Genomic DNA, 14,037 nt, shown 5'->3' with positions numbered 1-14,037 from the left:
TTACTTTTTGAGTAAAGATTGTGAAGCAGAAAACGTTCTGTTATCTTAAAAGAAGATGTGCATAAGAGAATTGTGACTGACAATAATGAACTAGAGGTGAAAGAGTGATGAAAAGAATTGGTGTATTAACAAGTGGCGGGGACGCTCCAGGAATGAATGCAGCCGTACGGGCGGTTGTTCGTAAAGCGATTTATCATGAAATGGAAGTGTTCGGTGTGTATCAAGGGTATCTTGGCTTGATGAATGGACAAATTCAACAATTGGACAGGGGTTCTGTTGGTGACATCATTCACCACGGTGGTACAGTACTTCGTTCTGCGCGCTGTCTCGAATTCAAGACGCTCGAAGGACAAAAAAAGGGAATTAAGCAACTTGAAAAGTATGGAATTGAAGGGCTTGTCGTGATCGGCGGTGATGGATCATACCGTGGCGCAAAAGCATTGACCGAGCACGGATTTCCGTGCGTAGGTGTTCCAGGTACAATTGATAATGATATTCCAGGAACAGAATTTACAATTGGTTTTGACACAGCACTCAATACCGTTATTGATGCGATTGATAAAATTCGAGATACAGCAAGTTCTCATGAACGTACGTTTGTTGTCGAAGTAATGGGCCGTCACGCCGGCGACCTTGCTCTTTGGAGCGGGCTTGCTGGAGGCGCAGAAACGATTTTAATTCCAGAAGCATCATACGACATTAATAGAATTGTTGCAAAGCTGAAGCGAGGACAGGAGCGAGGCAAGAAACATAGTATCATTGTCGTAGCAGAAGGGGTCACGGATGGTAGAGAACTTGGTAAAGTTATTGAAAAAATGACAAATTTCGATACGCGTGTATCTGTGCTTGGTCATATGCAACGCGGCGGTGCACCATCAGCAGCGGATCGTGTTCTTGCTAGCCGTCTCGGTGCCTATGCAGTAGAACTGCTTATGGAACATAAAGGCGGACGTGCTGTTGGCATAGAACGAAATCAAATTGTTGATTATGATATTATAGAAGCGTTAGCAAAACCACATAAAATTGATCAACGTATGTATGAGTTGTCGCAAGAACTGTCGATTTAATGAAAAAACAGGAGGAACTATCAATGCAAAAAACGAAAATTGTCTGTACGATCGGTCCGGCAAGTGAAAGTCTTGAAATGTTGCAATCGTTAATGGAAGCCGGCATGAATGTTGCCCGTTTGAATTTTTCACATGGCAGCCATGAAGAGCATGGAGCTCGCATCCAAAATATTCGCCAAGCAGCAAAAAACACAGGAAAATCAATTGGAATATTACTTGATACGAAAGGACCGGAAATCCGCACACATAATATGGAAAACGGTTCAATTGAAATGGTCAGCGGTACAAACGCCGTTATTTCGATGACAGAAGTGACGGGTACTCCGGAAAGATTTTCAATTACGTATCCAGGGCTTATTGATGATGTAGAACCAGGTTCAAGCATTTTGCTTGATGATGGGCTAATTGGTCTTTCAGTAACAAGTGTTAACCACGAAAAAGGCGAAATTGCGGTCCGTGTGTTAAACAGCGGCACATTGAAAAATAAAAAAGGCGTAAATGTACCAGGTGTATCTGTTAAATTGCCAGGTATTACGGAAAAAGATGCAGCAGATATCCTTTTTGGTGTTGAACAAGACGTTGATTTTATCGCAGCATCGTTCGTGCGCCGTGCATCAGACGTTCTTGATATTCGCCAACTTCTTGAAAAACATAATGCAACACATATTCAAATCATTCCGAAGATTGAAAACCAGGAAGGCGTCGACAATATTGATAGTATTTTAGAAATATCAGAAGGATTGATGGTTGCCCGTGGAGATCTCGGTGTAGAAATTCCAGCTGAGGAAGTACCAATTGTTCAAAAAAAGCTGATCAAAAAGTGTAATATGCTTGGGAAACCAGTTATTACAGCGACTCAAATGCTCGATTCAATGCAGCGAAACCCTCGTCCGACACGTGCGGAAGCAAGTGACGTCGCCAATGCTATTTTCGATGGAACGGATGCGATTATGCTTTCCGGTGAAACAGCAGCGGGTAACTATCCACTCGAGGCCGTTCAAACGATGCAGAACATTGCGATACGTGCAGAAGAAGAACTTCCAATGAAAAAAGACATACCGGCGCGCCGGCGCAACAATACAGGCCGCTTAACGGTAACAGATGCAATCGGTCAATCTGTTGCAAAAATAGCGGAAGCACTCGAAGTTCGTGCCATTATTGCACCGACAGAAAGTGGTCATACAGCACGAATGATTTCACGCTATCGTGCAAAAGCATCTGTTATTGCCGTTACAGAAAGCGAGCGTATATCTAGACGTTTATCACTTGCTTGGGGTGTATTTCCTGTGCTTAGTCCTAATAAAGTGAAATCAACAGATGAAATGCTTGAAATGGCCGTTGCACGCTGTCTAGAAGAGAAATTGATCAGCCGCAGTGACCTCGTAGTCATTACAGCAGGTGTACCAGTCGGTGAATCGGGTACAACGAACTTAATGAAAATCCACATTGTCGGTGATATTTTAGTGAAAGCACAAGGAATTGGCCGTCATTCCGCTTATGGTAAGGTCGTAACAGCAAAAACAGCAACAGAAGCACTGCAAAAAGTAGAACAGGGCGATATTCTTGTCACGTACGGAACAGACCGCGATATGATGCCTGCTATTGAAAAATGTGCAGCGATCATTACTGAAGAAGGCGGTTTAACAAGCCATGCAGCAGTTGTTGGAATCAGCCTCGGTATTCCAGTCATTATTGACTTGAAAGAGGCGCTTACAAAGCTTGAAGACGGTCAGGAAATTACGGTTGACGCAGCACGCGGTATTATTTATAACGGTCATGCTAACGTTTTGTAAAAAGCATATGCAATAAGCCGGAACGGTGAACGGACAGAATGGCTAAAAGTAAAAAGGGTCCAGCTGCCATGCCCGCTGCGCCAAAAAAGGTGAGCCCGGCAAACATAGAAAATAAAACGGCAAGTGGATGAAGACCGACAGCACCTGATACGAGCTTCGGCTCTAGCAGCTGACGCATGATCATCAGTACAGTGTAAAGAATGGCTAATAAGGCGGCGGAAACAGGTTGGCCGATTAAAAGAAAAAACGCGATCCATGGTAAAAAAATAAGACTGGATCCGACAATTGGAATAAATTCAGCCACCGCAGCTAAAAAAGCAACTTCAACTACATGTGGGGTTCGCAGAAGAAGCAGCCCGAGTGCTGCTGTCATAAACGTTGCCGAAAACAGGATGCATTGTGCCTTTATAAATGAACGGAAAGAGGATGAAAAGTCTGTAAACGTAAACAGAAGACGCTCGTGTACGGAAACCGGCAGCCTCTTTATCATGTGGCCTCCATCTTTTGCGATGAAAAAAGCAGAAAGGGCTGCGACAATGATTTCGGTGGCGGCGCCGGGAATGCTTAGCATAAAAGAAGTACCAGAGAGAATCCATGTTTCTGCATAATCACCGGTTATTTTCGATACAGATCCATTCAATGTTTGGATAAGTTGGATGATGGTTTCTTCCTGTGTATTTGACAGGCGTGCGGAAATGATATCCATTCCATGTTCAATATGAAAAGCGGCAATGTCCATATAGCTTGGAATAACAGCGATGAGATGAGAGACTGTTCGAGCGGCGATAAGCAGGACGATGAAACATCCGGCGCCAAAAAGAAAAGCGACAAAAATTAATGCTGAAACAATGGATAATGAAGATGAAAACCTGCCTTTTTTCTGAAGAAAGTGGGCCGGTTTTTGAGCAGCAGCGGCAAAAAATGCCCCTATAATAAATGGTTTTAAAACAGGCATGAACCAATAAAAGGCTAGTCCAATGGCCAATAACACGATGAAATGATGAATGAATCGCATGGCGTCCCCCCTTCTTTACTCGTATGAAGAAATGGAGATGGCCATGCGTCTTTTTTTTAGGAGGATAACATGCAGGCTTATTTATTTTTATTTTTATTGCTGGCGATCAGTCTTATCGCCAAAAATCAATCGCTCCTCATCGCGTCCGGACTGCTTATTGCATTAAAAGCAATCGGCCTTGATGCGAGGTGGTTTGATATTATGCAAAAAAATGGAATTAATTGGGGTGTAACCGTGATCACGATTGCCGTACTTGTACCGATTGCAACCGGTGCGATCGGGTTTAAGGATCTTAGTGCTGCGCTTAAGTCTCCTTATGCGTGGATTGCACTGACTGCGGGTATTCTTGTTGCGCTCATTGCAAAAAATGGAGTTGTGTTGCTTGCGGAAGATCCACACATTACAACTGCACTTGTTTTCGGAACGATTCTGGCCGTTGCTCTTTTCAACGGTGTGGCGGTTGGACCGCTTATCGGTGCCGGCATCGCATACTATGCGATGAAATTATTTTCTTTCTTTTAATGAAAAACAGATTTTTTATAAAGATTAATGAAACTATTACAATGATTTCGTCGTATAGTTATAGTGAGAAAACAGAGAAAGGAGCAATATGAATATGATGAAAAATCCTGGTATCGCTGCTGTGTTAAGCTTTTTCTGGGCAGGCGTTGGCCAAATTTATAATGGGCAGATTATGAAAGGACTTATCTTGATTGTTGTACAAATGATCAATGCAGCGCTTATGTTTGTACTAATCGGCTTCATTACGTATCCAATCGTCTGGATCTGGGGTATTTATGATGCGTATAAAACAGCCGAACGACATAATAAAAGTTCAAGTTTTTAGATGAAACTCCTTATAATAACATAAATCAAACACGTGTCGTGTTCGAAATTCAAACGATTCATAATAAAATTTCGAACTTTTTGACACGTTTTGATTCACAAACAGGTGCTTATTGTTTATAATAAGCAATGTAAGCGTACACTTTTTCAAACGTTACATCTATTTTTTTTCTTCAAAAAAGTGTATATAAAGAGCTAAGCTTTTTTATTTTTCAAAATGGTACTGAGCAGTTGCTCAGTTATGTGCATACATAAATAAAAAAGTGGATAATGGGGAAATTAAAAGGCGAAGGAGAGATAATCTTATGACAACTGCACGCGGACTCGAAGGAGTAGTTGCTACGACGTCATCTGTCAGCTCCATCATTGATGACACACTTACATATGCAGGCTATGATATTGATGATCTGGCCAAAAATGCGAGCTTTGAAGAAGTAATTTATTTACTTTGGCACCGCAGCCTTCCAACACAGGCACAGCTTGATGAGTTGAAACAACAACTTAAGGAAAGCTATGACATACCTCAAGAAATTATTGAACATTTCAAAATGTATCCTATTGAAAAAGTTCATCCAATGGCTGCTCTTCGTACAACTGTTTCACTACTCGGCCTTTATGACGACGAAGCAGATGTGATGACAGACGAAGCAAATTACCGGAAAGCCGTTCGTATTCAAGCTAAAATTCCAGCACTTGTTACAGCTTTTGCGCGCATTCGTAAAGGCCAAGAGCCCGTTGCGCCTAAAAAGGAATATGGCATCGCAGCAAACTTTTTATACATGTTGTCTGGCAAGGAGCCGACAGCTGTTGAAATTGAAGCATTTGACAAAGCGCTCGTTCTTCATGCAGATCATGAATTGAATGCATCTACATTTACAGCGCGTGTTTGCGTTGCAACTCTTTCTGACATTTATTCAGGTGTGACTGCAGCTCTTGGCGCATTGAAAGGCCCGCTTCATGGCGGCGCAAACGAGCAGGTGATGAAAATGTTGATTGAAATCGGTTCTCCGGATAATGTAGAACCGTATATTCTCGAAAAATTAAACAAAAAAGAAAAAATCATGGGATTCGGCCATCGCGTATATCGCCAGGGAGATCCACGTGCGAAGCATCTTCGTGAGATGTCGAAGCGTTTAACAGAACAGACAGGTGAGCCACAATTGTATGATATGTCTGTGGAAATTGAACGGCTTGTGACAGGACAAAAAGATCTTCCGCCAAATGTTGATTTTTATTCAGCTTCTGTTTACCACAGTCTCGGAATTGAACATGACTTGTTCACACCGATTTTCGCGGTAAGTCGTGCATCAGGCTGGCTCGCTCACATTATGGAGCAGTATACGAATAACAGACTGATCCGTCCGCGTGCTGAGTATACAGGTCCGGATATGCAAAAATACGTGCCGATCAACGAGCGAGGCTAATGAAGTAAGATTTGCAACTAAGCTGAAAATTAGTGTACTATAAATGTGGCAAACGAAGGTTAGAAAATGTAGTTTCTAACCTTTGATCATGGAACTTGGAGGGAATAGTAAGATGACTCAAGGCGCAAAAATTACTATGCAAAATGGAGAACTAAACGTACCAAACAATCCGGTCATTCCTTTTATCGAGGGAGATGGAATTGGTCCTGATATTTGGGCTGCAGCATCACGCGTATTAGATGCAGCAGTTGAAAAAGCATACAGTGGTGAAAAGAAAATCGTTTGGAAAGAAGTTCTTGCAGGCGAAAAAGCATTTAATCAAACAGGCGAGTGGCTTCCAAAAGCAACGCTAGAAGAGATTGATCAATATTTAATCGCAATTAAAGGTCCTCTAACAACTCCAGTTGGCGGTGGTATTCGTTCATTGAACGTAGCACTTCGTCAAGAATTGGATCTTTTTGTATGTCTTCGTCCAGTTCGCTACTTTGACGGTGTTCCTTCTCCTGTTAAGCGTCCTGAAGACACAGATATGGTTATTTTCCGTGAAAATACAGAAGATATTTATGCTGGTATCGAGTACGCAGAAGGCTCTGATGAAGTGAAAAAAATGATTGGTTTCCTTCAAAATGAAATGGGCGTAAGCAAGATCCGTTTCCCAGAAACATCCGGTATCGGTATTAAGCCTGTATCAAAAGAAGGAACTGAACGTCTTGTGCGCGCAGCGTTGAACTACGCGATTAAAGAAGGACGTAAATCGCTTACACTCGTCCATAAGGGCAACATTATGAAATTTACAGAAGGCGCGTTCAAAACATGGGGCTACGAGCTTGCTGAAAAAGAATTTGGCGATCAAGTATTTACATGGGCTCAGTACGATAAAATTAAAGCTGAACAAGGCACAGATGTGGCTAATAAAGCACAATCTGACGCTGAAGCAGCTGGCAAATTGATCGTGAAAGATTCAATTGCAGACATCTTCTTACAACAAATTTTGACTCGTCCAAAAGAGTTTGATGTTGTCGCAACAATGAACTTGAACGGCGACTACATTTCCGATGCCCTTGCCGCGCAAGTAGGCGGAATTGGTATCGCTCCTGGTGCGAACATTAACTATGAAACAGGTCATGCTATTTTCGAAGCAACTCATGGTACAGCTCCTAAATACGCAGGTCTTGATAAAGTAAATCCATCTTCTGTTCTTTTGTCAGGCGTTCTTCTTCTTGAGCACCTTGGATGGAACGAAGCAGCAAGCATGATCACAAAATCAGTTGAGAACACGATTTCTTCTAAAGTGGTAACATATGACTTTGCCCGTCTTATGGATGGTGCAACAGAAGTAAAATGCTCTGAGTTTGCTGACGAATTGATCAAAAATCTTTAATCATTAAAGCTCCCTTTTGAGGGAGCTGTTATACATATGCAAGCTAAATAAGGAGGATCTTTATTATGACAACATATAATCGTAAAAAAGTATCTGTAATCGGCGGCGGTTTCACTGGTGCAACAACAGCTTTCCTTCTTGCTCAAAAAGAACTTGGCGATGTTGTTCTCGTCGATATCCCACAAGCTGATGGACCAACGAAAGGAAAAGCGCTTGATATGCTAGAAGCAAGCCCTGTTCAAGGCTTTGATGCAAATATTACGGGTACATCTGATTATGCAGATACAGCCGGCTCTGATATCGTCATCATTACAGCGGGTATTGCGCGTAAACCAGGCATGAGCCGTGACGACCTTGTTCAAACGAACCAAAAAGTAATGAAATCTGTTACAGCTGAAATCGTCAAACATTCTCCGGACTGTATAATCATCGTATTGACAAACCCAGTTGATGCCATGACGTACACTGTATTGAAAGAATCAGGATTCCCGAAAAACCGTGTAATCGGTCAATCAGGTGTTCTAGATACTGCCCGCTTCCGCACATTCGTAGCGCAAGAATTGAAAGTGTCTGTGAAAGACGTAACTGGATTTGTTCTTGGCGGCCACGGTGACGACATGGTACCACTCGTACGCTACTCTTACGCAGGGGGTATTCCGCTTGAATCATTGATTTCGAAAGATCGTCTTGATGCAATTGTTGAACGTACACGTAAAGGCGGCGGCGAAATTGTTCAGCTTCTTGGAAACGGATCTGCTTACTACGCACCAGCTGCGTCACTTGTTGAAATGACAGAGGCTATCTTGAAAGATCAACGCCGTATTTTGCCGGTGATCGCTTACCTTGAAGGTGAGTATGGCTACAATGAATTGTACCTTGGTGTTCCAACTATTCTTGGCGCTAGTGGTATCGAAAAAATTATCGAGCTTGAATTGACTGCAGATGAAAAAGAAGGTCTTGATAAATCGGCTGAGGCTGTTCGCAATGTCATGTCTGTTCTTACATAAATATAAAATGTAATAGAAAAAGGGCCTGCCAATTTACTGGCAGGCCCTTCTTAGTGATGTAATTTCGGTATCGACAAGCAGAACGGCTCTTTCTCAAGCGAAACAAATTCGCTATAATAGAAGGTAGATATTTAACGAGGGAGGATGAAATGAAGAAAATTTTAGTCGTAGATGACGAGTCATCGATCGTTACGTTAATTAAATACAATTTAGAGCAATCTGGGTTTATGGTGGAAACAGCATTTGACGGGGAAGAAGCACTTCAGCGTGCAGAAGAAGTATCACCGGACTTGATTATTCTTGACTGGATGCTTCCGAAGTTTGATGGAATGGAAGTGTGTAAAGATTTACGGCAACGCCGTGTGACAACACCCATATTGATGTTAACGGCAAAAGATGAAGAGTTCGATAAAGTGCTTGGCCTTGAACTAGGTGCAGATGATTATATGACGAAGCCGTTTAGTCCGAGAGAATTAATTGCCCGTGTAAAAGCAATCTTACGCCGTGTGCAGCAGCCGTCATCTGAGCCAATTGAAGTGGAAAGTGAAACGGATCAATATATTGAAGTAGCAGATTTAACGTTATTTCCTGAAAAATACGAAGCGTATTACAAAAATAACTTGCTGGATTTGACGCCGAAAGAATTTGAGCTTCTTTTATTTTTAGCTGAAAATAAAACACGTGTCTTGACGAGAGATCAATTGCTTAGTGCGGTCTGGAAATACGACTTTGTCGGAGATACACGTATTGTCGACGTTCACATTAGTCATTTACGTGAAAAAATAGAGGAAAATACAAAAAAACCGCAATATATTAAAACAATTCGCGGTCTTGGATACAAGCTGGAAGAACCGAAAGACGCATGACCAATTCCCGGACGCGACTCTTTTTATCACTCGTTACACTTATTGTGATCGTGCTCCTGGCACTTGGTATATCGCTCGGTCAGTTATTTAAAATGTATTATTTAGAGACAATCAATGAACGGCTTGAAAAAGAAACCGCGCTGTTCGCAGATGTAATTGGAAATGCGGGAGGCATTGCCTTTACCAACCCCATCATACTTAATGAATGGGGTGAGCAAATGGGGACGCGATTAAGTGTAGCGGACAGTGATGGAACCATATTATATGACAGCGGCGGCATTGATAAGCGTAACAATGAAATACATCTGGATGTCGTCAAGCGAATCGCGAGATCGGTTAATCCGGAAACGTATCAAAATTCACTGCGTCGCAAAATGGATGTGCAGTACCATTGGCGAGACATTGTCAACGTAAATGGGGAAAAAGAAGGATACATCGTCACGAGTATGCGTGTAGATGCTCTAGATGGTCTATACAAACAAATATGGCTTATATTATTAGCCACTCTCGGCCTGTCACTTATATTAATCGCATTGATTGGAATGAAGATCACACGCAATTATATTAAACCTATTGAGTCTGCAACCGCTGTTGCCATTGAGCTGGCCAAGGGGAATTATCGGGCGCGTACGTATGAAATGCCGCCAGATGAAATTGGCATGCTGAATACGTCGGTTAATATCCTTGCACGAAACTTGCAGGAAATGATGCAGGCGCAGGAAGTTCATCAAAATCGGTTAACAACATTAATTGAAAATATTGAAAGCGGCCTGCTGCTTATTGATGACCGAGGCTATATTATTATGGCTAATCGCGCGTTTAAAAAAATGTTTGTCAACGGGCGGATTATCAAAAAACGGTATCATGAAGCGATAGCACAAAAAGAAGTGACAGGTATTGTGGAAGAAGTATTTATGACGGAAAAAAGTGTTCGCCGGCAAATGATGATTCCGTTGCAGTTAGAGCAAAAAGAATTTGAAGTGTCAGGGGCGCCCATCATCGGGACGAATGATGAATGGAAAGGTATTTTAGTTGTTTTTCATGATATTACCGAATTGAAGCACTTGGAACAAATGAGAAAAGATTTTGTCGCGAATGTATCACATGAACTGAAAACACCAATTACATCCATTAAAGGGTTTTCGGAAACATTGCTTGACGGTGCCTTAAATGATCCAGATGCAGCAAACTTGTTTCTTGATATTATTTGGAAGGAAAGCGGACGGATGGAAACACTCGTCGCCGACTTATTAGATTTGTCGAAAATTGAACAAAAAGGACTTGTACTGAATGTCTCCTCTATTTCGTTAAATAAACTGCTTGAAGAAGTTATTATGACGCTTGAGAATAGAATGGAAACAAAGCAAATTGACTTGCATGTTGAACTGAAAGAAGACTTGCTAATTCCAGGAGATGAATATCGTTTAAAACAAGTGTTTTTAAATTTAATTACGAATGCGATTTTGTACACACCGCAGGGCGGATCGATCATCATTAAAGGCTGCGATGCAGGGGAGACCGTCAATGTAACCATTTCTGATACAGGCATTGGTATTGAAAAAGTAGAACTGTCTCGTATATTTGAGCGCTTTTATCGCGTGGATAAAGCAAGAAGCCGTGATTCAGGTGGAACCGGACTTGGCCTTGCGATTGTGAAACACATTATGGAAGCACATCATGGGAAAGTTAGTGTGGAAAGTGAAGTAAGTAAAGGAACATCTTTTACCGTTTCTTTTCAAAAAAAATTCTCGAATGATTTTACAAAATATTAATGAAACGTTTATATTCCCTTTATAATTAACGGTTATAGTATAAATATCAACCCCCTTTATCCAGCTTTTTGTTGGAGAGGCCCCCTTTTTACAAACTTTTTGTTTGAAGGGGTCCCTCCCTTTTTTAATCGGGGCTGATGAAAGAAGCCGTTGTTTTCTTTTTTTGTTCTGCACATGGTAGAATAAGAAAAGAAAACAACGGCTTTTTTTGATGGGCACTTATCTAGAGTGCAAAGGAGGATCTATGGAAAAAAAACTTGTACTGATTGACGGAAACAGCATTGCGTACCGGGCGTTTTTCGCGCTGCCGCTTTTGAGCAATTCAAAAGGTGTGCACACGAATGCCGTATATGGATTTGCGATGATGTTAAATAAAATTGTGAAAGACGAACAGCCGACGCACATTCTCGTTGCATTTGATGCCGGCAAAACGACATTCCGTCATGAAACATATAAAGAATATAAAGGAACGCGTCAGAAAACGCCGCCGGAATTATCGGAGCAATTTTCATACGTACGCGAACTATTGAAAGCATATGGGATTCCGTATTACGAACTTGAAAATTACGAAGCAGATGACATTATCGGGACGCTGTCGCTTGAAGCAGAAAAAGAAGATTTTCTTGTAAAAGTGTACTCGGGCGATAAAGATTTAACGCAGCTGGCAACGGATAAGACGACAGTGTGCATAACGCGAAAAGGCATTACTGATATTGAAGAATATACACCAGAGCATGTACAGGAAAAATATGGACTGACACCTAATCAAATTATTGATATGAAAGGGCTGATGGGTGACACATCTGACAACATTCCAGGCGTGCCAGGCATTGGCGAAAAAACAGCCATTAAACTGCTAAAGCAATTTTACACAGTAGAAGCACTGCTTGAATCAATTGATGACGTGGGCGGTGCAAAATTACAAGAAAAATTGCATGAACATAAAGATTTGGCACGCTTAAGCAAAGAACTGGCGACGATTATGCGCACCGTGCCGCTTGATGTGACAATAGACAGGCTCATTTATAATGGGGCAGACGAAGATCAACTATACAACTTGTTCCGTGACCTTGAATTTAAAACACTTCTTGACGGGTTAAATCGATCAGAAGAAAAAGTAATGGAAGATGTTTCATTTGATATCATCCATTCACCGGAACCGGCTCATTTTGAACAGGTGAACGCAATATATGTCGAAATGATAGATGTAAACTATCATAAATCACCTGTCACAGCAGTCGCTGTTTCAGGACGGAATGGCACTTGTTTTATGTCAGCTAAGACAGCTATTGAATCTGATGTGTTTAAACAGTGGGCAGAGAATAAGTCCATCCGCAAAACGGTTTTCGATGCAAAGAGAACCATCATTGCCCTGCGTCGTCATGGAATTGAACTCGCAGGCATTGATTTTGACGTGTTTCTTGCTTCGTATTTAATCAATCCATCTGAGTCCCCAGAAGATTTTGCGGCCGTTGCCAAACTTCATGGTGAAACAGGAATCGCATTGGATGAAGCTGTTTATGGAAAAGGAGCTAAGCGAGCGCTGCCGGCTGAAGAGATATATGCCAAACACGTCAGCGCAAAAGCGGAAGCGCTCAGCCGGCTTGATGATACGTGCCGGAGAGAGCTATCTGAAAACAGTCAGAATAAATTGTTTGATGAGCTTGAGCTTCCACTCGCACTTATTTTAGCAGATATGGAATCAGAAGGCGTCCGAGTTGATATGAATCGTTTAGAGGAAATGGGTGTCGAACTGAAAAAACGACTCGCTGAAATGGAGCAGACAATTCATAGTCTTGCGGGCACTGACTTTAATATTAATTCACCAAAACAGCTCGGGGTCATTCTATTTGAAAAGCTTGGATTGCCGCCATTGAAAAAAACGAAAACAGGCTATTCTACATCAGCGGACGTACTAGAAAAACTGGCGCCGTCTCATGAAATCGTTCAGTATATTCTGGACTATCGCCAAATCGGCAAGTTGCAGTCGACCTATATCGAAGGGCTTTTGAAAGTGGCTGATCCAGATACAAATAAAATTCATACGCGTTTTAATCAAGCATTGACACAGACTGGCCGTCTAAGCTCGACAGAACCGAACTTGCAAAACATTCCAATCCGTTTAGAAGAAGGACGGAAAATTAGACAGGCATTCATTCCTGAAAAATCAGACTCTGTTATATTTGCAGCCGATTACTCACAAATTGAACTGCGCGTTCTCGCTCACATTTCCGGTGATGAAAAATTAATCGAGGCGTTTCGTCAAGATATGGATATTCATACCGCAACAGCAATGGAAGTATTTCATGTTGACAATGACGCTGTAACATCGAATATGCGCCGCCAGGCAAAAGCCGTCAATTTTGGCATCGTATACGGGATCAGTGATTACGGATTATCGCAAAATCTTGGCATTACGAGAAAAGAGGCGGCCGAATTTATTGAACGCTATTTAAAAACGTATCCGGGTGTAAAAGAATATATGAGCAATGTTATTCGTGAAGCGAAAGAAAACGGGTATGTGACGACGCTGTTAAATAGACGGCGCTATATTCCAGAAATGACGAGCCGCAACTTCAATTTGCGTTCATTTGGTGAACGGACGGCAATGAACACGCCCATTCAAGGAAGTGCAGCGGATATTATTAAAAAAGCGATGATTGATGTCGCAGCACGGCTTGAAAAAGAAAATTTAACGTCAAAACTTCTATTGCAGGTGCACGATGAATTAATTTTTGACGTACCAAAAGAAGAAATTGACAAAATGAAAAGCATTGTTCCAGACGTCATGGAGCATGCCTTTAAACTTGATGTACCGCTCAAAGTCGATTATTCATTTGGGCCGACATGGTACGATGCAAAGTAA

11 protein-coding genes are annotated in these 14,037 nt (G+C 41.8%); 10 read left to right on the top strand and 1 reads right to left on the bottom strand.

The window, feature by feature from the left end; translation table 11 throughout:
- Positions 1 to 107: 107 nt before the first annotated feature.
- Positions 108 to 1,067 (top strand): 6-phosphofructokinase, encoded by a 960-nt coding sequence (gene pfkA, locus A3M5_RS0112620; protein WP_018394147.1) that lies wholly within the window; start codon positions 108 to 110, stop codon positions 1,065 to 1,067.
- A gap of 23 nt (positions 1,068 to 1,090) precedes the next feature.
- The gene (pyk, locus tag A3M5_RS0112615; RefSeq protein WP_018394146.1) at positions 1,091 to 2,860 is read left to right on the top strand and encodes a pyruvate kinase; all 1,770 of its coding nucleotides are present in this window, start codon (positions 1,091 to 1,093) and stop codon (positions 2,858 to 2,860) included.
- Here pyk and ytvI read toward each other — a convergent pair.
- Positions 2,847 to 3,875, bottom strand: coding sequence for a sporulation integral membrane protein YtvI (gene ytvI / locus A3M5_RS0112610; protein ID WP_018394145.1), 1,029 nt, complete (start codon positions 3,873 to 3,875; stop codon positions 2,847 to 2,849). The two genes, pyk and ytvI, sit on opposite strands and share 14 nt — an antisense overlap.
- A gap of 69 nt (positions 3,876 to 3,944) precedes the next feature.
- On the opposite strand from ytvI, the gene A3M5_RS0112605 reads away from it, so the two are divergent.
- The 8 genes from A3M5_RS0112605 to polA all read left to right on the top strand — a co-directional run bounded on the left by A3M5_RS0112605 (position 3,945) and on the right by polA (position 14,037).
- The gene (locus A3M5_RS0112605; RefSeq protein WP_018394144.1) at positions 3,945 to 4,397 is read left to right on the top strand and encodes a DUF441 domain-containing protein; all 453 of its coding nucleotides are present in this window, start codon (positions 3,945 to 3,947) and stop codon (positions 4,395 to 4,397) included.
- A gap of 94 nt (positions 4,398 to 4,491) precedes the next feature.
- Positions 4,492 to 4,722, top strand: a complete 231-nt coding sequence (locus A3M5_RS0112600; RefSeq protein ID WP_018394143.1) for a hypothetical protein — start codon at positions 4,492 to 4,494, stop codon at positions 4,720 to 4,722.
- A 304-nt stretch (positions 4,723 to 5,026) separates the two neighbouring features.
- The gene (citZ, locus tag A3M5_RS0112595; RefSeq protein WP_018394142.1) at positions 5,027 to 6,145 is read left to right on the top strand and encodes a citrate synthase; all 1,119 of its coding nucleotides are present in this window, start codon (positions 5,027 to 5,029) and stop codon (positions 6,143 to 6,145) included.
- Between the two features lie 112 nt (positions 6,146 to 6,257).
- Entirely contained in the window at positions 6,258 to 7,526 is a 1,269-nt protein-coding gene (gene icd / locus A3M5_RS0112590; protein ID WP_018394141.1) for an NADP-dependent isocitrate dehydrogenase, read from the top strand.
- A gap of 65 nt (positions 7,527 to 7,591) precedes the next feature.
- Positions 7,592 to 8,533, top strand: a complete 942-nt coding sequence (gene mdh / locus A3M5_RS0112585; RefSeq protein WP_018394140.1) for a malate dehydrogenase — start codon at positions 7,592 to 7,594, stop codon at positions 8,531 to 8,533.
- 149 nt (positions 8,534 to 8,682) lie between these two features.
- Positions 8,683 to 9,399, top strand: coding sequence for a response regulator transcription factor (locus tag A3M5_RS0112580; RefSeq protein ID WP_018394139.1), 717 nt, complete (start codon positions 8,683 to 8,685; stop codon positions 9,397 to 9,399).
- The gene (pnpS, locus tag A3M5_RS0112575; protein WP_018394138.1) at positions 9,396 to 11,171 is read left to right on the top strand and encodes a two-component system histidine kinase PnpS; all 1,776 of its coding nucleotides are present in this window, start codon (positions 9,396 to 9,398) and stop codon (positions 11,169 to 11,171) included. Before A3M5_RS0112580 ends, pnpS begins: the two co-directional genes overlap by 4 nt.
- A gap of 244 nt (positions 11,172 to 11,415) precedes the next feature.
- Positions 11,416 to 14,037 (top strand): DNA polymerase I, encoded by a 2,622-nt coding sequence (polA, locus tag A3M5_RS0112570; protein WP_018394137.1) that lies wholly within the window; start codon positions 11,416 to 11,418, stop codon positions 14,035 to 14,037.

The organism is Bacillus sp. 37MA (assembly GCF_000372765.1).
GTDB lineage: Bacteria > Bacillota > Bacilli > Bacillales > Domibacillaceae > Domibacillus > Domibacillus aminovorans.
The sequence above is the reverse complement of the archived record's forward strand: the minus strand, read 5'-3'. Positions and strand labels throughout refer to the sequence as shown.